General features: G+C 66.8%; 14 protein-coding genes. 5 read left to right on the top strand and 9 right to left on the bottom strand.

Going from position 1 to position 18,173, the window contains the following annotated elements:
* Positions 1–100 precede the first annotated feature (100 nt).
* The 8 genes from gyrB to mutM all read right to left on the bottom strand — a co-directional run bounded on the left by gyrB (position 101) and on the right by mutM (position 10,305).
* Positions 101–2,533: a DNA topoisomerase (ATP-hydrolyzing) subunit B gene (gene gyrB, locus GWI72_RS17355; protein ID WP_161677703.1), complete on the bottom strand. Its 2,433-nt coding sequence runs from the start codon at positions 2,531–2,533 to the stop codon at positions 101–103.
* Positions 2,534–2,685: 152 nt separating this feature from the next.
* On the bottom strand, positions 2,686–3,801 hold the full coding sequence (gene recF / locus GWI72_RS17350) for a DNA replication/repair protein RecF (protein ID WP_161677704.1): 1,116 nt from the start codon (positions 3,799–3,801) through the stop codon (positions 2,686–2,688).
* 47 nt (positions 3,802–3,848) lie between these two features.
* On the bottom strand, positions 3,849–4,967 hold the full coding sequence (gene dnaN, locus GWI72_RS17345) for a DNA polymerase III subunit beta (protein WP_161677705.1): 1,119 nt from the start codon (positions 4,965–4,967) through the stop codon (positions 3,849–3,851).
* Between the two features lie 164 nt (positions 4,968–5,131).
* Positions 5,132–6,613 carry a chromosomal replication initiator protein DnaA gene (gene dnaA, locus GWI72_RS17340; RefSeq protein WP_161677706.1) on the bottom strand — a complete coding sequence of 494 codons (1,482 nt, stop codon included), beginning with the start codon at positions 6,611–6,613 and terminating at the stop codon, positions 5,132–5,134.
* A gap of 197 nt (positions 6,614–6,810) precedes the next feature.
* Entirely contained in the window at positions 6,811–7,194 is a 384-nt protein-coding gene (locus GWI72_RS17335) for a rhodanese-like domain-containing protein (protein WP_348272712.1), read from the bottom strand.
* A 695-nt stretch (positions 7,195–7,889) separates the two neighbouring features.
* Positions 7,890–8,156 (bottom strand): 30S ribosomal protein S20, encoded by a 267-nt coding sequence (rpsT, locus tag GWI72_RS17330; protein ID WP_161677708.1) that lies wholly within the window; start codon positions 8,154–8,156, stop codon positions 7,890–7,892.
* Positions 8,157–8,335: 179 nt separating this feature from the next.
* Positions 8,336–9,109, bottom strand: coding sequence for an enoyl-CoA hydratase (locus GWI72_RS17325; protein WP_161677709.1), 774 nt, complete (start codon positions 9,107–9,109; stop codon positions 8,336–8,338).
* A gap of 290 nt (positions 9,110–9,399) precedes the next feature.
* On the bottom strand, positions 9,400–10,305 hold the full coding sequence (gene mutM / locus GWI72_RS17320) for a bifunctional DNA-formamidopyrimidine glycosylase/DNA-(apurinic or apyrimidinic site) lyase (protein ID WP_161709480.1): 906 nt from the start codon (positions 10,303–10,305) through the stop codon (positions 9,400–9,402).
* Positions 10,306–10,574: 269 nt separating this feature from the next.
* Here mutM and ubiE point away from each other — a divergent pair, with 269 nt between their 5' ends.
* The gene (ubiE, locus tag GWI72_RS17315; protein WP_179956235.1) at positions 10,575–11,324 is read left to right on the top strand and encodes a bifunctional demethylmenaquinone methyltransferase/2-methoxy-6-polyprenyl-1,4-benzoquinol methylase UbiE; all 750 of its coding nucleotides are present in this window, start codon (positions 10,575–10,577) and stop codon (positions 11,322–11,324) included.
* Positions 11,325–11,328: 4 nt separating this feature from the next.
* Positions 11,329–12,912, top strand: a complete 1,584-nt coding sequence (gene ubiB, locus GWI72_RS17310; RefSeq protein WP_161677712.1) for a 2-polyprenylphenol 6-hydroxylase — start codon at positions 11,329–11,331, stop codon at positions 12,910–12,912.
* Between the two features lie 3 nt (positions 12,913–12,915).
* Here ubiB and GWI72_RS17305 read toward each other — a convergent pair whose 3' ends face one another.
* Positions 12,916–13,668, bottom strand: a complete 753-nt coding sequence (locus GWI72_RS17305; RefSeq protein ID WP_161709479.1) for an alpha-ketoglutarate-dependent dioxygenase AlkB family protein — start codon at positions 13,666–13,668, stop codon at positions 12,916–12,918.
* Between the two features lie 371 nt (positions 13,669–14,039).
* Here GWI72_RS17305 and dnaK point away from each other — a divergent pair, with 371 nt between their 5' ends.
* The 3 genes from dnaK (at position 14,040) to GWI72_RS17290 (ending at position 17,969) form a co-directional block, all read left to right on the top strand.
* Positions 14,040–15,944, top strand: a complete 1,905-nt coding sequence (gene dnaK, locus GWI72_RS17300) for a molecular chaperone DnaK (protein ID WP_161677714.1) — start codon at positions 14,040–14,042, stop codon at positions 15,942–15,944.
* Positions 15,945–16,126: 182 nt separating this feature from the next.
* Complete coding sequence (gene dnaJ / locus GWI72_RS17295; RefSeq protein WP_161677715.1) at positions 16,127–17,263, top strand: molecular chaperone DnaJ; 1,137 nt, start codon at positions 16,127–16,129, stop codon at positions 17,261–17,263.
* Positions 17,264–17,354: 91 nt separating this feature from the next.
* On the top strand, positions 17,355–17,969 hold the full coding sequence (locus GWI72_RS17290) for a class I SAM-dependent methyltransferase (protein WP_161709478.1): 615 nt from the start codon (positions 17,355–17,357) through the stop codon (positions 17,967–17,969).
* Positions 17,970–18,173: the final 204 nt, after the last annotated feature.

Genomic DNA, 18,173 nt, shown 5'->3' with positions numbered 1-18,173 from the left:
GGTGTGCGCCAGGGCCGGGGTCCGGGCGCAGGCCAAAGAAAAACCCCGCCGGGGCATTCCGGCGGGGTTGAACGGTCCGGCGGTGATGCGGACGGGCGGCTCAGACGTCGAGGTTGGACACGCTGAGCGCATTGTCCTGGATGAACTCGCGGCGCGGCTCGACCTCGTCGCCCATCAGCTTGGTGAAGATGTCGTCGGCGTCATCGGCCTCGCGCACCTTGACCTGCAGCAGCGAGCGGACGTTGGGATCGAGCGTGGTCTCCCACAGCTGCTCCGGGTTCATTTCGCCAAGGCCCTTGTAGCGCTGCAGGCTGATGCCCTTGCGCCCAATGGCGAAGACGGTCGAGAGGAGGGCCTGCGGACCGCGGATCGGATGCTCCTGGTCCTTGCGCCGCAGCGTTGCCGCCTTGCCATAGATCTCGCGCAGATGCGCGCCATGGGCATCAAGACGACGGGCATCGGCCGACCCGAGCAGGGCCGCATCGATGGTTGCAACCTCCTCCACGCCCCGGACAGTCCGGCTGAAGACCAGGCTGCCGTCATCGCGCACCTCCGACGTCCAGCCCCGCTCGAACTCGTCGGCCAGAATGTCCAGCCGGCGCGCGATATAGGCGGCAGCCTCCTGTGCCTTCTCGACGTCGTGCAGGGTCTCGATGTTGAGCGCGCCGGCAATCGCGGCCTGCTCGACGACGGAGCGGTCATAGCGGGCATGAAGGCCGTCGAGAATGCCGCTGATGGCGCGCGCGGTCTCGACCACCTGGCGCAGATCGGCGCCCATGCGCACCTCACCGGTGGCCAGGGTCAGGGAGGTGTCTTCCAGACCGGTGCTGATGAGATAGTTCTCCAGCGCCGTCTGGTCCTTGAGATACTGTTCCGACTGCCCGCGCTTCACCTTGTAGAGCGGCGGCTGGGCAATGTAGATGTGCCCGCGCTCGATCAGGTCCGGCATCTGGCGGAAGAAGAAGGTCAGCAGCAGCGTGCGGATGTGGGCGCCGTCGACGTCGGCGTCCGTCATGATGATGATCTTGTGATAGCGCAGCTTGTCGATGTTGAACTCTTCCTTGCCGATACCGGTGCCAAGCGCCGTGATCAGCGTTCCGATCTCGTTGGAAGAGAGCATCTTGTCGAAGCGCGCGCGTTCCACGTTCAGGATCTTGCCGCGCAGCGGCAGCACGGCCTGGCGCTCGCGGTGACGTCCCTGCTTGGCGGAACCACCGGCCGAGTCGCCCTCGACAAGGAACAGTTCGGCCTTGGAGGGATCGCGTTCCTGGCAGTCCGCCAGCTTGCCCGGCAGCGAGGCGATGTCCAGCGCGCCCTTGCGCCGCGTCAGCTCGCGCGCCTTGCGCGCCGCCTCGCGGGCCGAGGCTGCTTCCACCACCTTGCCGACGACGGACTTGGCCTTGGCCGGGTTTTCCTCCAGCCAGTCGGCCAGCGCCTGGTTGATCGCGTTCTCGACCACCGGACGGACTTCCGACGAGACCAGCTTGTCCTTGGTCTGCGACGAGAACTTCGGATCCGGCACCTTGACCGACAGGACGCAGGTCAGGCCTTCGCGGCAGTCGTCGCCGGTCAGCTGGACCTTTTCCTTCTTCATCAGCCCGGAGCTTTCGGCGTAGCCGGTCACCTGGCGCGTCAGCGCAGCGCGGAAGCCGGCCAGATGGGTGCCGCCGTCGCGCTGGGGGATGTTGTTGGTGAAGCACAGAACCTGCTCGTGGTAGCTGTCGTTCCACCACATCGCGGCCTCGACGGTGATGCCGTCGCGCTCGGTCATCATGGTGATCGGCGCTTCGAGCAGCGGATGCTTGGTGCGGTCGAGATACCGCACGAAAGCTTCCAGCCCGCCCTCGTAGAACAGCTCGACCTTCTTCTCCTCCACGCCGCGCCGGTCGGTGAGCAGGATGCGGACGCCGGAGTTCAGGAAGGCAAGCTCGCGCAGGCGGTGCTCCAGCGTCGCGAAATCGAACTCGGTGCGGGTGAAGGTCTCCGGCGAGGGCAGGAAGGTGACTTCCGTGCCCTTGCGGCCGTTCGACGGGCCGACCACGGCCAGCGGAGCCTCCGCATCGCCGTGCCGGAAGCGCATGAAATGCTCGTTGCCGCCGCGCCAGATGCGCAGCTCCAGCTTGGTCGACAGGGCATTCACCACCGACACGCCCACGCCGTGCAGGCCGCCCGACACCTTGTAGGAGTTCTGGTCGAACTTCCCGCCGGCATGCAGCTGGGTCATGATCACCTCGGCCGCCGACACGCCTTCCTGCGGATGCAGGTCGGTCGGGATGCCGCGGCCGTTGTCGGTCACGGTCACGGAGCCATCGGCGTTGAGCGTGACGGTCACGTGGTCGGCATGGCCGGCCAGCGCCTCGTCGATCGCATTGTCGACGACCTCGTAGACCATGTGATGCAGGCCGGACCCGTCATCCGTGTCACCGATGTACATGCCCGGTCGCTTGCGCACCGCATCCAGACCCTTCAGCACCTTGATGCTGTCGGCGCCATACTCGGACTGGGCGGTTTCGGAGTTCGGGGTCTCGGTCATACGAATCGGTCGCCAATCGCTCAGGAAGATCAGGATCCCCTTATACGGCACTGGCTTCCAGGTTCAACTCGGACTGGTCCAGAGGGGCCGGCAGGGGCCGGGTAGAGGTGGATAAGGCCACGGAAATCGGGCGGTTTCGCGGCCTCCCGGCTTCAGGTTGCGCCCAGCGGGACGATCTCGCCGCCCTCTGGCAGGTCGGCGAAAAGCTGGGCGTCGGTCCCGGTCATGAACACCTGGCAGTCAAGCCCGACAAGACGCGAGAACAGCGCCTTGCGCCGGCCCGGATCGAGATGCGCGGCCACCTCGTCAAGCAGCAGGATCGGCGTCAGCCCGGACACTGCCGCCGTCAGGTCCGCATGGGCCAGGATGAGGCCGATCAGAAGCGCCTTCTGCTCGCCGGTCGACGCAAGGCCCGCCGGCATCTGCTTGGCCTGATGGATTACGGAGAGATCGGTCCGGTGCGGTCCAGAGAGCGTCCGTCCGGCTGCGCGGTCACGGGCGCGGCCGTCGCGCAGCTGCCGCCGCAACAGGTCTTCCTGGTCGCTGGCGGCCAGACCGGCGGCTGCGGTCTCGAACTCGCCCTCCAGCGACAGATCGGCAACCGGGAACGGCAGGCCGAGCTGCGCCTGCGCCGCGATCCGGTCGCGCAACAGGCTCAGCGTTTCCCGGCGCGCCGCTGCCACGGCCAGGCCGAGACCGGCGAGCTGCTGCTCGACCGCATCGAGCCAGGCGGCCGATCCGCCGGTGTCCAGGAGCCGGTTGCGGTGGCTGAGCGCCTTCTCCAGATCGTTCACCCGCCGGCCATGCGCAGGGTCGATGGACAGGGTGAGACGGTCGAGAAACCGCCGCCGGTCGCCGGCCGGCCCCGTGAACAGCCCGTCCATGGCCGGAACCAGCCACAGGACACGCACATGCTCCAGGAGGGCTTCGGACGATCTCGCCTCGGCACCGTCGATCCGCACCCGGCGACCGCTGTCTCCGCCCGCATAGCCGGTGCCGATCTGGACATCGCCAAGAGGACCGTTGAGCGTTGCCGCCACCGCCCACGTGCCGTCGCCGTCGCGCCGGGCAATCTCGGGCAGGGCAGCGCGGCGCAGCCCGCGGCCGGCAGACAGGAAGGAGATGGCCTCCAGCACATTGGTCTTGCCGATGCCGTTGTTGCCAACGAGCGCAACAAGACGCCCGGCCGGCGTCAGCGCCAGCCGGCTGTAGTTCCGGAAATCGGTCAGAAGCAGCCGGTCAATGGCCACCGGAGCCGGCGATGTCATCGGTTCTCACCTGGCCTCAAGGTCGTGCCCGGCCAAGCGCCGGCGCGTCAGACACGCATCGGCATCAGCACGAACAGGCAGTCGTCGGTGGCGTGATCCTGAACCAGGGTCGGTGAACCGGAATCCGCAAGGCGGAACAGCGCCGTATCGCCGGAGAGCTGGCCGGCGATGTCGAGCAGGTAGCGCGAGTTGAAGCCGATTTCCATCGGATCCGCATCATACTCGACGGCAAGCTCTTCGGTTGCGCTGCCCGAGTCCGGGTTGTTCACGGCCAGCACGAGCCGGCCTTCGGAGAGCGACAGCTTCACCGCGCGGCCCCGTTCGGAGGAGATCGTCGACACGCGATCAACCGCCTCCTTGAACTCGTCACGGTCGACACGCAGCTCCTTGTCATTGTGCTGCGGGATGACGCGGCCGTAGTCGGGGAAGGTGCCGTCGATCAGTTTCGACGTCAGCACGACCGGCCCGTTCGTCACGCGGATCTTGGTTTCCGACAGCTCGACCGAGACTTCCGCCTCGCGGTCCTCGAGCAGCTTCTGGATCTCGCCGACCGTCTTGCGCGGCACGATCACGCCCGGCATGCCGATCGCGCCCTGCGGCGCGGGCACCTCGGCCTGGGCAAGGCGGTGGCCATCGGTGGCGACCGCACGCACCATCTGCCCGTTCTGCCCGGTCACCGTATGCAGGTAGATGCCGTTCAGATAGTAGCGCGTCTCCTCGGTGGAGATGGCAAACTGGGTCGTGTCGATCAGCTTTCGGATCGCACCGGCCGTCAGCACGAACTGGTGCGGGAAGGTGCCGGCGGTCAGGTCGGGGAAGTCCGCCTCGGGCAGCATCTGCAGCGCAAAGCGCGACCGGCCGGCCCGCAGCTCCAGGGTCGAGCCGTCGCTGTTCGTCTCCAGCACCACCTGCGAGCCCTCGGGGAGCTTGCGCACGATGTCATAGATCATGTGCGCCGGCACCGTCGTGGCCCCGGGCACCTCGATCATGGCCGGAACGGTCTCCACCACTTCCAGATCCAGGTCGGTCGCCTTCAGCTTGAGGGCGCCCTGTTCGGCCCGCAGGAGCACGTTCGACAGGATCGGAATGGTGTTGCGGCGCTCGACAACCCGGTGGACGTGGGTCAGGGACTTGAGGAGGTCGGTCCGCTCGAGGGTCGCTTTCATGACGCGTTGTCCATGTACTCGTGGGCCGTGATTGTTTCCGGCTCTGGATACAGTTGCTGCCGCTTGCGCGGCATGGGGCACCGAACGTGCCCTTAATGCAGCGCAAAAGCAAGAGGGGCGCCCCTGCGGACGCCCCCGATGTTCCCGTTATTCCCGCAACCCGCTCACGCGTCGAGCATGCGCTTCAGGAGTTCCAGCTCCTGCGCCAGCGCCACGTCGGCGCGGGCCATTTCCTCGATCTTGCGCACGGCGTGCAGCACCGTGGTGTGGTCGCGGTTGCCGAAGCGGCGGCCGATCTCCGGCAGGGACCGCGGGGTCATCACCTTCGCCAGATACATGGCGATCTGGCGCGGGCGCACGATGGTGCGGGTCCGGCGCGCCGACAGGAGGTCGGCCTTGGTGACGTTGTAGTGCTTGGAGACGATCCGCTGGATGTCCTCGATCTTCACCCGGCGCGGTTCGCTCGAGCGGATCAGGTCGCGGAGGGTCATCTCCGCCATTTCCTGGGTGATCGGCTGGTTGGTCAGCTGGTTGTGCGCAACAAGGCGGTTGAGCGCGCCTTCGAGGTCACGCCCCGACGAGACCACATGCCGGGCCACATAGTCGAGCACGCTGTCGGGCACGGTGAAGTTCGGGTAGGACTTGCGCATGCCGGCCACGCGCGCCGACAGGATGTTGCGGCGCAGGCTGAAGTCCGGCTCGGCAATGCCGACCACGAGACCGCCCGACAGGCGCGACCGGACGCGGTCATCCAGCGTGTCGAGTTCGGACGGGGCACGGTCCGCCGCCACGATCACCTGGCGGGCGCCATCGATCAGGGCGTTGAGGGTGTGGCAGAACTCCTGCTGCACCTGCTTGCCGTGCAGGAACTGCATGTCGTCGATGAGCAGGAGGTCGATGGTGCGCAGGGTTTCCTTGAAGGACAGCGCCGACTGGGCCTTCAGCGCCGCGACAAAGCGGTACATGAAGTGTTCGGCGGTCAGATAGAGCACCTTGCGCCCGGCCGCGCGGGCCTTGGCGGCAACGGCCTGCATGAGATGGGTCTTGCCCAGTCCAACCGACGCATGGAGGTAAAGCGGGTTGAACGTGACGGCGCCACCGGCGGCGACCTGCTTGGCGGCGGCCAGGGCGAGGCCATTGGACTCGCCCTCGACAAAGGTCTCGAAGGTGTATTTCGGGTCGAGCGCGGCACCCTGGAGGATGTCACGGGCGCTGGAGTCCGCCTCGGCCCGGGCAAGGGCAGCCGTGGCGGCCTGCGCCGCGGCGACGGCATTGGGCTCGCTGAGGGTGATCGGGCGCTGCTCCGGCGCGGCAGTGGCGACGACCGGGCGGGCGGGCGCCGGCATGCTGCTGGCCATCGGCATCTCGGGCTGGCGCGGACGGGTCGCGCCGCGGACGGTCAGCTCGATGCGATGGACGTTCTCGCATTCGCGCTGCCACAGTCCCATCAGCCGGTCGCGGTAATGCGACTGGATCCACTGCTTGAGAAAGCGGGTGGGAACCGACAGGCGAACGGTGCCGTCGGTGTTCTCTTCCAGATCCACACGGGCGAACCAGCTCGTGAAGACATCATCGCCCAGTTCGGCACGCAAGCGCGTCTTCACGCGGTTCCATTGCTCGGAGCCCATATCGTCCTGAATATGCATGTCGCCTCGCCTCCGTCGTCATGCCTGGTCCCGGTCCGCCACAGTCCGGGCCCACTTGCCTAGATTGATGCCGCTTTGCGGCTGTTGTCGTGAACACCCCCGATCCGGGAGTGGTAAGAAGTCGAGCCGACAGATCCTGTGCGGGACGCGGCCCTGGCCACCCCGCCAATCTTCGGCTCTGGAAACTGGATCGGTCCTTAGCTCTGGACCCAGGGAAGGCCGCGTGCCTTCCAGCCCCCGACAGCGCCACGGTGTCCGTCAGGCCCCACTGGCCCCTCGAACCCGTCGGCGATGTTGTAGCAGGGCCCGTAGCCTGCCGCGGTCATGGCGAGCGCGGCATTCAGGCTGCGCGCCCCCGACCTGCAGAGGAAATAGATGGGCGCCGTCTTGGCTATGCCCCTGCGGACCAGCTCGTTGCCGAGTGTCTCGACAAAGTCCGGGACCGGTGTCCCGGCGGGATAGCCCTGCCATTCGACAAAGAGCGTATCCTTGCCTGCCGCGCGCAGATCGGGAATTCCGACGAAATTCCACTCGGCCCGCGTGCGGACGTCGACCAGGACCGCGTCCCGGTCTGAGGTCACTTGCTGGTAAGCCGTCTCGACGTCAACGTCTCCGGCGTAAGGCATAGATTTCGACAAAAGGCCCCCTTCGCAACATGTCAGTGTTGCGCTGTGTCGATCCTGATGCTGAGGAGATTTTGAGTAAGTTCAGGCGCTCTTACTTGCAGAACAGAGAACGAGCGACGGCATACTCAAACAACACCCAGAATTTTTCGGAGGGAGACCTGATGGAGTAGCCATGATCGTTGTCTGGTCCATGCACTGTGTAGTTTTTTATTTAAGTTTCGAGCTTGGCCCGATGAAGTGACCATACACAGGCACCTTGGGTCGGGCAACAGCCACTCGTTAACAAAATCCGACACATCAGGTCTCCCGCAGCGTCAGATCCTGCCGCCAAAATGGCCTCGTTCCAGCAAATCCGTTTTGACTCAACGTCTTTTCGCAGTGCTCGTCCGGCGCCCCGGTTTGTGGCCGGGAGACCAAAAAATTTTGCCGCGTCCCGCTTGACTCAAACCGAATCCGGCAGAGGGCCATCGGTCTTTTCCAACATATCGCTAAGTGCATGATATATATGGAAAAAATATGGCAGACCCAGATCATGGAAAAAGCCGGAAACAGGGTAGGAAGTTAGTCGGTTGGCAATTATCTCAGGCGATCCGGCTAACAAAAAAACCCGGCCTTTGGAGCCGGGTTTTCGACATGCCGATAGGCTTGTCTCAGGCCTTGAGAGCCTTCACGCGAGCGTTCAGACGCGACACCTTGCGCGAGGCGGTGTTGGCGTGAACGACGCCCTTCGATGCAGCGCGCATCAGCTCCGGCTGTGCGGCCTGAAGAGCTGCAGTGGCCGCGGCGTGATCGCCGGAAGCGATCGCCTCCTCGACCTTGCGCAGGAAGGTGCGCACGCGGCTGCGACGTGCCTTGTTAACGGCCGTCCGGCGGGCAATCTTGCGGGCCGCCTTCTTGGCCGAGGGAGTGTTGGCCATTGGCTCAATCCTGGTCCGAGTGTGAAACTAAAAACCCGATCAACATCGGAGCGCAAACCCTTACGGTCGATCATGCTCCGCGTCAAACGAATTCGGCGGCGCGCTGGACGCCACCGATTGGGCGTGGCTTATAGTCGGGCGGGCGAAAGTCGTCAATGCCAAACCCGCCCGACGGCGCGTTATTTGTTGCGGAACTGCGGCGCGCGCTTCTCGATGAAGGCGGCCATGCCCTCGCTCTGGTCATCCGTCGCGAAGGCGGCATGGAACATCCGCCGCTCGAAGCGGATGCCTTCCGCCAGCGAGGTCTCATAGGCGCGATTGACGCTCTCCTTCGTCATCATCACCACCGGGAGCGAGAAGTCGGCGATCTTTTCCGCCACCTTGAGGACCTCCTCCATCAGGTCATCGAGCGGCACGACACGGGAGACGAGACCGGAGCGTTCGGCCTCGGCCGCATCCATCATGCGCCCGGTCAGGCACATTTCCATCGCCTTGGACTTGCCGACGAACCGGGTCAGGCGCTGGGTGCCGCCGGCACCCGGCAGGACGCCGAGGGTGATCTCGGGCTGGCCGAACTTGGCATTGTCGGCACAGATGATGAAGTCGCACATCATCGCCAGCTCGCAGCCGCCGCCGAGCGCATAGCCGGCGACCGCGGCGATGACCGGCTTGCGGTTCCGCGCCACCCGGTCCCAGGGCGTGATGAGATCGCCCATGTAGGCCTTGGCGAAGTCGAAGGGCTGCATCTCCTTGATGTCGGCGCCGGCGGCGAAGGCCTTCTGCGAGCCCGTAATGATGACGCAGCCGACGCGCTCGTCAGCCTCGTAGGCATCCAGGGCGGCGGCAACTTCCGCCATCAGGGCCGCGCTCAGCGCGTTCAGGGCCTTCGGCCGGTTCAGCGTGATGATGCCGACCTTGCCGCGCTTTTCGGTCAGGATGTTCTCGTATGCCATGGATGTCCTCCGCTTGATGCGCGATCCGCGCTGGTCCGCTGCCTGACGTCTGCCCGCCACCGGTGCCGGCCGGCGGGCGGCCATCCCGGTGCCCCGTCCCGCCGCCCGGGCTGGGTCCGGCGGGTCCCGGCTGCGCGCGGGGCGGTCCCGTCAGGGCTGCGCGATGCCGTCTGGGCGCAGGCTGGATATCGGCCTGCCGCCGCGTGGCACAAGGGGTAACGGAGCCCCTGACGGCTGGCAAGGGAGCCAAAGGGCCGGTCGGCGCCGACCGTGTGCCGCGCGGGGCAGTCTCAGCGCTGGCAGGACGGGCAGTGAAACGTCGAGCGGCCGGCCTGGACGAGCCGCGCGACGGTGCCCCGGCAGCCGGGCGTGCGGCAGGGTTCGCCCTCGCGGCCATAGACGGCGAAACTGTGCTGGAAGTAACCGAGCGTGCCGTCGGTCTGGGCATGGTCGCGCAGCGTGGATCCGCCGGCGAGGATCGCCTCCTCGAGCACCTCCCGGATGGATCGGGCCAAAGTCTCGCGCAGGGCCCTGCGGCTGCGCTGCGGGCCGCAGATCTCGCCGGCTGCCCGTTCGGGCGACAGGCCGGAGCGCCACAGTGCCTCGCAGACATAGATGTTGCCAAGCCCGGCAATCAGCCGCTGGTCGAGCAGTGCCGCCTTCAGCGGGGTGCGCTTGTCCCGGAACAGACCGTCGAGCACCTCCCCGTCGAGCCGGTTGCCGAGCGGCTCCAGACCCATCCGGGCAAAGAGGGGATGGCCCGCAAGGTCCGCCCGCCGGACCATCTGCATGAACCCGAAGCGGCGCGGGTCGTTGTAGACGATCCGGGTCACGGCCGTGTCGCCGTCCGCTCCGGGCGCCGAGAGGTGAAACACGACATGGTCATGCTTCTCGTCACGCGACCGGGCATGGGTGAACTCACCAGGGAGGTGGCTCTCGCCCGCCGCCTCGACCCGGAACGAGCCGGACATGCCCAGATGCATGACCACCACCTCGCCGTCGTCGAGATCCGCGAGCAGATACTTCGCCCGCCGCGACAGGGCTGCGACACGTCGTCCCTCGACGCGCTCGGCAAAGCGGTCCGGGAAGGGGAAGCGCAGATCAGGCCGGTGGCACTCCAGCCGCAGGATGCGGGCCCCCTCGAAACTGGGCGCAAGGCCACGGCGAACGGTCTCGACTTCCGGCAACTCGGGCATGGACGGAGGGTTCCCTCAAAAATCACTAGGCGGGCAAGGGGGGCCGCCTATATGACACGCATGACACGAGTTGGCGCGCCGGAGCAACAATGGCGCCGGTGCGCAGGTGGATCATGGACTGGATCATAGACTGAAACAGGGGCTGGATCCGCCGTTGGCCCGACCGAACCCGGGCTGCCGCCATCCCCGGCAGCCGAGGAGAGACCCGCATGACTGACGAGACCGCTGCGGCCGGCGCCGCCTATCCCGGCACCCGTGATCCGCGCGAGATGCCGACGAGCTTCGGCTTCCGGACCGTGCGCGAGGGCGAGAAGCAGGGCCTGGTCAACGATGTCTTTCACAAGGTGGCGACCCGCTACGACATCATGAACGACCTGATGTCGGGCGGCATGCACCGGCTCTGGAAGGATGCGATGGTCTCCGTCCTGGCGCCTCCGCGCCAGCCGGGCCGCGGCTGGCGCGTGCTCGATGTGGCGGGCGGAACCGGCGACATCGCCACCCGCATCGTCGAGCGCTCCGATCGCCAGGTCGAGGCGGTCGTGCTCGACATCAACGGGTCCATGCTGGCGGTGGGACAGGACCGGGCCGACAAGGCCGGCCTTGCCGGCTCGATCACCTTCACCCAGGGCAATGCCGAAGTGCTGCCCTTCCCGGACCGGACCTTCGACGCCTACACGATCGCCTTCGGCATCCGCAACGTGCCCGACATTCCCAAGGCCTTGCGCGAGGCCCATCGCGTGCTCAGGCGCGGCGGCCGCTTCCTCTGCCTCGAATTCTCCGAGGTCGAGATGCCGGTCCTCGACAAGGTCTATGACGCCTTCTCCTTCCACGCCATTCCGGCCATCGGCAAGGCGGTGACCGGGGACGGCGATCCCTACAAGTACCTCGTTGAATCCATTCGCAAGTTCCCGAACCAGGACCGCTTTGCCGAAATGATCCGGGAGGCCGGGTTCGAGAAGGTCACCTTCCGCAACTACACCGGTGGCATCGCCGCGCTGCATTCGGGATGGAAGCTCTGAGCCCATGGCGCTGATGATCCGTCCCTTCCTGCGGCTGGTGCAGGCCGGCTACGTCCTGGCGCGTGAAGGCGTGTTCGGGCTCGCCAACCTGCCTGACCTTCCGGCCGGCCCGCGCCTCGCCCTGCGTCTCGCCCGACTGGTCGAGCGCCGCTCGGTGCGGGACAAGAGCGCGCGGTTGCGCCTGTCGGACGCGATGAACCGTCTCGGCCCGTCCTACGTGAAGCTTGGCCAGTTCCTCGCCACCCGCGCCGATGTGGTCGGCAAGGAAGCCGCAGCGGAGCTGTCGCATCTGCAGGATCGTCTGCCCGCGTTTCCGGCGGCCGAGGCCCGTGCCCAGGTGGCCGAGCAGTTGATGCGGCCGGTCGACGAGCTGTTCGTCGAGTTCGGCGATCCGGTCGCGGCGGCCTCGATCGCGCAGGTGCATCCGGCGCTGGTGCGCCAGCCGGACGGATCGCTGCGCAAGATGGCGGTCAAGGTGCTGCGTCCCGGCGTGGCCCGCAGGTTCCAGAACGATCTCGAGAGCTTCTATCTCGTCGCCCGACTGGCGGAGCGCTTCGTGCCGGCTGCCCGGCGTCTGCGCCCGGTCGCCGTGGTCGACACGCTCGCCCGTTCCGTGGCGCTGGAGATGGATTTCCGTCTGGAAGCCGCCGCCCTGTCGGAAATGGCCGAGAACACCGCCGGAGACCCCGGCTTCCGCGTGCCCGCCGTCGACTGGACCCGCAGCGCCAAGGGGGTGCTGACGATGGAGTGGATCGAGGGCCGCAAGCTCTCGGACGTGGCCGGGATCACCGCCGACGGCATGGATCTGGAGGCGCTGGGCGCCAGCGTGATCCAGAGTTTCCTGCGCCACACGCTGCGCGACGGCTTCTTTCACGCCGACATGCATCAGGGCAATCTGTTCGTCGAGCCGGACGGGACACTGGTGGCGGTCGACTTCGGCATCACCGGTCGCCTCGGCAAGGCCGAGCGGCGCTTCCTCGCGGAGATCCTCTACGGCTTCATCACCCGCGACTATCGCCGGGTCGCGGAGGTCCATTTCGAGGCAGGCTACGTCCCCGCCGACCAGGATGTCGATGTCTTTGCCCAGGCCATCCGTGCCATTGGCGAGCCGATCCACGGCCACGACGCCTCCGAGATCTCCATGGCCCGCCTGCTGACGCAGCTGTTCGAGGTCACCGAACTGTTCCAGATGAGCACGCAGCCGCAGCTGATCATGCTGCAGAAGACCATGGTGGTGGTCGAGGGCGTGGCGCGAACGCTCAATCCGCGCCTCGACATGTGGCGCACGGCCGAGCCCGTCGTCTCCGGCTGGATTGCCGGCAACCTCGGCCCGGTCGGACGGCTGCGCGACATCGGCTCCGGGCTGACGGCGCTGGGCCGGATCGCCTCGGACCTGCCGATCTTCGCCGACCGCATCGGCCGGCTGTCGCAGGAGATGGAGCGGATGGTCGAGAAGGGCCTGCGCTTCGATCCGGACACGGCCGACGCCATCGGCCGGGCGGAGGCGCGCCACAGCCGCTCGGGCCGTCTGGCGCTGTGGGTGATCGCGATCGCGCTGGCGGCGCTGGCTCTCCGGGCCTGGGTCTGACGCTCAGGCGGCGCGTGTCACCCGTCTCAGTGTCAGGTTGATCCGTCCGCCGTCCCGCAGCAGGGTCGAGGTGCCCGGATAGAGCCGGTCGATGCCATGAAAGGCCAGACGTGCCGCGCCGCCCAGCAGGGCCACGTCTCCGGAGGCCAGCCGCACCGACAGGGTCGGATCGTTGCGCTTCTGTCCGCCGATGCGGAACAGGGCGCTGTCGCCCAGCGAGACGGAGACCACCGGTGCGTCGAACGTGTCCTCGTCCCGGTCCTGATGCAGCCCCATGCGCGCATCCCCCGTATAGAAGTTGATCAGGCAGGCTTCCGGTGGCGGAGCGTCCGGCGCCAGCTCGGTCCAGAGCGCGGTCAGCACGGCCGGCATGGCCGGCCAGGGGCGACCTGTCACCGGATGCAGTGGCTGGTACCGGTAGCCGCGCAGGTCCGACACCCAGCCCAGCGGGCCGCAGTTGCTCATGCGCACCGAAAAGGGCTTGCCGGTGCGCGGCATCACCGGTGTGAACAGCGGCGCCTCGGTAATGACCTGCCGCAGCTCGGCCACCAGCGCTTCCTGTGCCGGGCGGTCGAAGTGCCCGGGCAGATGGCGGAACCCGGACGGAAGGCTGGCGCGTCGACGGCCGCCCGGCGTGGCCGGACCCTGCGCCGGACCGGCGTGGTGCCCGTGAAGGTCCCCGTTACCGTCCCCGTTACCGTCCCCGTTTCTGGCATTGGCGTCGGCCCCGCCGTCTCCCCGGTTCTCTGCGGCCATGCTGTCTCCCCATTCTGACTGGTGGCCCCCGCGCGAGGCTTGCCCGGACCTGACCTGGCCGGCACGCCGCCGGGGGGCAACGGCTGTTTCCGCCGCCTCGGTAACCCTTTGCGAAGGTTTCCCCGCCACTGCTGGAGCGGCGAAACTCCATTGGCGAGTGCCTTGCGGGCCAACGCGCGTCAACCTATATAGCGGTCAAGCCCCGCGCTTTCAGGCCTTCGGTGCCGGAGATGCTCCAAAGCTGGTGCAGCTCCCGGACAGCAACGGCGCAGGCAGCGCGATGTCAGCCCGGAGGCTGGCGGCTCATCGTGAATAGGGGCCGGATCGACGCCGTCTCGGGTCCTTCCGGTTTGCTGGAAAGAGAGGATGAAATGGCAAAGGTCATTGGTATCGACCTCGGCACGACCAACTCGTGCGTCGCCGTCATGGACGGCAAGGATGCGAAGGTGATCGAGAATTCGGAAGGCGCACGCACCACGCCTTCGATGGTCGCCTTCACCGACGACGGTGAGCGTCTTGTCGGTCAGCCGGCCAAGCGTCAGGCTGTCACCAACCCCACCAACACGCTGTTCGCCGTGAAGCGCCTCATCGGCCGCCGCTACGACGACCCGACCGTGGCCAAGGACAAGGGCCTCGTCCCCTATGACATCGTCAAGGCGGACAATGGCGACGCCTGGGTCTCGGCCAACGGCAACAAGTATTCCCCGTCGCAGATTTCGGCCTTCATCCTGCAGAAGATGAAGGAAACCGCCGAGAGCTATCTCGGCGAGACCGTGACCCAGGCGGTCATCACCGTCCCGGCCTATTTCAACGACGCCCAGCGTCAGGCCACCAAGGACGCGGGCAAGATCGCCGGTCTCGAGGTCCTGCGCATCATCAACGAGCCGACGGCTGCCGCGCTGGCCTATGGTCTCGACAAGAACGACGGCAAGACCATCGCGGTCTATGACCTTGGCGGCGGTACCTTCGACGTCTCCGTGCTGGAGATCGGCGACGGCGTGTTCGAGGTGAAGTCCACCAACGGCGACACGTTCCTCGGCGGTGAAGACTTCGACATGCGTCTGGTCGACTACCTGGCGTCCGAGTTCAAGAAGGATCAGGGCATCGACCTGAAGAACGACAAGCTCGCCCTGCAGCGCCTCAAGGAAGCTGCGGAAAAGGCCAAGATCGAGCTGTCGTCCTCGTCGCAGACCGAGATCAACCTGCCCTTCATCACCGCCGATGCCTCCGGTCCGAAGCACCTGACCATGAAGCTGACGCGCGCCAAGTTCGAGAGCCTCGTGGAGGACCTCGTCCAGCGCACGATCGAGCCCTGCAAGGCTGCGCTGAAGGACGCCGGTCTCGTGGCCGGGCAGATCGACGAAGTGGTTCTCGTCGGCGGCATGACCCGCATGCCGAAGATCCAGGAAGTCGTGAAGACCTTCTTCGGCAAGGAGCCGCACAAGGGCGTGAACCCGGACGAGGTGGTGGCCATGGGTGCTGCCATCCAGGCCGGCGTGCTGCAGGGTGACGTCAAGGACGTGCTGCTGCTCGACGTGACCCCGCTGTCGCTCGGCATCGAGACGCTGGGTGGCGTGTTCACCCGTCTGATCGACCGCAACACCACGATCCCGACCAAGAAGAGCCAGACCTTCTCGACCGCCGAGGACAACCAGAGCGCCGTGACGATCCGGGTGTTCCAGGGTGAGCGCGAGATGGCCGCGGACAACAAGATGCTCGGCCAGTTCGACCTCATGGGCCTGCCGCCCGCCCCGCGTGGCGTGCCGCAGATCGAGGTGACCTTCGACATCGACGCCAACGGCATCGTCAACGTGTCGGCGAAGGACAAGGGCACCGGCAAGGAGCAGCAGATCCGCATCCAGGCCTCCGGCGGTCTCTCCGACGCCGACATCGAGAAGATGGTCAAGGACGCGGAAGCCCACGCCGACGAGGACAAGAAGCGCCGCGAGCTGGTGGAAGCCCGCAACCAGGGTGAGTCCCTGCTGCATTCCACCGAGAAGTCCCTCAAGGACTACGGCGACAAGGTCTCTGCCGCCGACAAGGGCGCGATCGAAAGCGCGCTGGCCGCGCTGAAGACCGCGCTCGCCAGCGAGGACGTGGCGGACATCCAGTCCAAGACGCAGGCTCTGGCCGAGGCGTCGATGAAGCTGGGCGAGGCCATGTACAAGGCATCGCAGGCCGAGGCCGAAGGCGGCTCTGCCGGGTCGGCCGGCGCGGCCAAGGACGATGTCGTCGATGCGGACTTCGAGGAAGTCAAGGACGACGACAAGAAGTAAGACACGCTCCGGCGCGGTCCGATGCGGGCCGCGCCGGACGGTTTTCGATTGCATGTGAACGGATTTGCAGCAAAGAGCGGACGGGCAGTCGCGCCGCTTGGGCGCAAGGCGAGGCCCTGCGGGCATGGTGGCTGACAGGTGGCCGCCCCGGGTGCCCGTGAGCATCCAGCGAGTACCCTGATATGGCAAAGCGCGATTACTACGAAGTCCTGGGCGTTGCGCGCAGCGCGGATGAAAAGACGCTGAAGAGCGCCTATCGCAAGCTCGCGATGCAATACCACCCGGACCGCAATCCGGGCGACGCCTCGGCCGAGGACCTGTTCAAGGAAGTCAACGAAGCCTATGACGTCCTGAAGGACGGACAGAAGCGTGCGGCCTACGACCGCTTCGGCCATGCCGCCTTCGAGAACGGTGGCGGCGGCGGTGGCGGTTTCGGCGCGCATTCGCACGACTTCGCCTCCACCATGTCCGACATCTTCGAGGAATTCTTCGGCATGGGGGGTGGCGGCGGCCGCCGTTCCGGCGGCCGTGAACGCGGCGCCGACCTGCGCTACAATCTCGAGATCACCCTGGAAGAGGCCTTCGCCGGCAAGACGGTCGAGATCGAGGTGCCGACCTCGATCACCTGCCAGCCCTGCGGAGGCTCCGGAGCCAAGCCCGGCTCCAGCCCGACCACCTGCCGCACCTGCGGCGGCTCGGGCAGGGTGCGCGCGGCCCAGGGCTTCTTCACGCTGGAGCGGACCTGCCCGAGCTGCCAGGGCCGTGGCCAGGTCGTCACCGATCCCTGCACCAACTGCGGTGGCGTCGGGCGCGTCACGCAGGAGCGCACGCTCTCCGTCAACATTCCCGCCGGCATCGAGGACGGCACCCGTGTCCGCGTCGCCGGCGAAGGCGAGGCGGGCCTGCGCGGCGGGCCGAGTGGCGATCTCTACATCTTCCTGTCGATCAAGCCGCACGAGTTCTTCCAGCGCGACGGCGCCGATCTCTATTGTCGCGTGCCGATCTCGATGACCACGGCGGCACTCGGGGGCCAGTTCGACGTGCCGACGGTCGACGGCGGCACCACGCGGGTGAAGGTTCCCGAGAGCACCCAGACCGGAAAGCAGTTCCGCCTGAAGGGCAAGGGCATGCCGGTCATGCGCTCCAGCCAGCACGGCGACATGTACATCCAGGTGACGGTCGAAACGCCGACGAATCTCACCAAGCGCCAGCGCGAGCTTCTGGCAGAGTTCGAGAAGGAAAGCTCCGGCGAGAACAATCCCGAATCGACGGGGTTCTTTGCCCGGGTAAGGGATTTCCTCGACAATCTCGGCAGTTAGCGCGCGGTGACGCAAGCGTGATGCAAGTCTGGTCTTGAAATGGCCACGCTTGGTTTCCTAGATGGAAACCATCGTAAAAAGGACGGAACCGATGGCTGCTCACAAGGTACTCGATCACAAGAGCCTGCTGGACAAGGTGAAGGACGAATTCCGGTTCTTCCGCAGCTGGATCGACAGTCCGCTCACCATGGGCGCGGTCAGTCCGTCCGGCCCGGAGCTGGCCCGACGCATCGCCTCCTTCGTTCCCGTCCGCGCCGGCGGGCGCTATCTGGAGCTTGGACCGGGCACCGGTGTGGTCACCAAGGCCATCTTCGAGCGTGGTGTCGCGCAGCGGGACCTGACCGCCATCGAGTACAGCCCGGACTTCTGCCATCTCCTGCGCCAGCGTTACCCCGGCATGACCACCGTCCAGGGCGATGCCTATTCGCTGCGCGAGACCCTTGGTCCCGACAGCGAGATCCGCACCGGCAGCCTGGCCGCCATCGTCTCCGGCCTGCCGCTCTTCACCAAGCCGGTGGCGCAGCGGCGTGCGCTGATCCTCGAGGCGCTGGACCTGCTGGAGCCCGGCGCGCCGTTCATCCAGTTCTCCTACGCCCTCGTGCCGCCGGTGAAGCCGGAAGCCGGCCTGTTCGACCTGGCCCGCACCGACTGGATCTGGGCCAACCTGCCGCCGGCCCGCGTCTGGGTGTACCGTCGCCCGGCCTGACGCGCAGGGCGAGAACGGTCTGCCACGGCCCTGCGCAACGGCGGTCTGCCCTGACCTTGCGGTCTTGCCCGCGCCGGCACACGCCCCGCGCGGCGGGGATGCCGCGCCTGGGCGCCCGCTGCCGGCGCGGGCCGGGTCATTGAACTTTCATCGATATCGCCCCAGTTTGGCTCCTGTGCCGCCCGGTCTGCGGTCCCACCTCGG

Origin of the sequence: Pannonibacter sp. XCT-53 (genome assembly GCF_009915765.1) — a bacterium.
GTDB lineage: Bacteria > Pseudomonadota > Alphaproteobacteria > Rhizobiales > Stappiaceae > Pannonibacter > Pannonibacter tanglangensis.
The sequence above is the reverse complement of the archived record's forward strand: the minus strand, read 5'-3'. Positions and strand labels throughout refer to the sequence as shown.

Bases quoted from the DNA above. Each gene is read 5' to 3' on its own strand.
- gyrB (WP_161677703.1), bottom strand. From the start codon at position 2,533: ATGACCGAGACCCCGAACTCCGAAACCGCCCAGTCCGAGTATGGCGCC.
- recF (WP_161677704.1), bottom strand. From the start codon at position 3,801: ATGACATCGCCGGCTCCGGTGGCCATTGACCGGCTGCTTCTGACCGAT.
- dnaN (WP_161677705.1), bottom strand. From the start codon at position 4,967: ATGAAAGCGACCCTCGAGCGGACCGACCTCCTCAAGTCCCTGACCCAC.
- dnaA (WP_161677706.1), bottom strand. From the start codon at position 6,613: ATGCATATTCAGGACGATATGGGCTCCGAGCAATGGAACCGCGTGAAG.
- rpsT (WP_161677708.1), bottom strand. From the start codon at position 8,156: ATGGCCAACACTCCCTCGGCCAAGAAGGCGGCCCGCAAGATTGCCCGC.
- GWI72_RS17325 (WP_161677709.1), bottom strand. From the start codon at position 9,109: ATGGCATACGAGAACATCCTGACCGAAAAGCGCGGCAAGGTCGGCATC.
- mutM (WP_161709480.1), bottom strand. From the start codon at position 10,305: ATGCCCGAGTTGCCGGAAGTCGAGACCGTTCGCCGTGGCCTTGCGCCC.
- ubiE (WP_179956235.1), top strand. From the start codon at position 10,575: ATGCCGACGAGCTTCGGCTTCCGGACCGTGCGCGAGGGCGAGAAGCAG.
- ubiB (WP_161677712.1), top strand. From the start codon at position 11,329: ATGGCGCTGATGATCCGTCCCTTCCTGCGGCTGGTGCAGGCCGGCTAC.
- GWI72_RS17305 (WP_161709479.1), bottom strand. From the start codon at position 13,668: ATGGCCGCAGAGAACCGGGGAGACGGCGGGGCCGACGCCAATGCCAGA.
- dnaK (WP_161677714.1), top strand. From the start codon at position 14,040: ATGGCAAAGGTCATTGGTATCGACCTCGGCACGACCAACTCGTGCGTC.
- dnaJ (WP_161677715.1), top strand. From the start codon at position 16,127: ATGGCAAAGCGCGATTACTACGAAGTCCTGGGCGTTGCGCGCAGCGCG.
- GWI72_RS17290 (WP_161709478.1), top strand. From the start codon at position 17,355: ATGGCTGCTCACAAGGTACTCGATCACAAGAGCCTGCTGGACAAGGTG.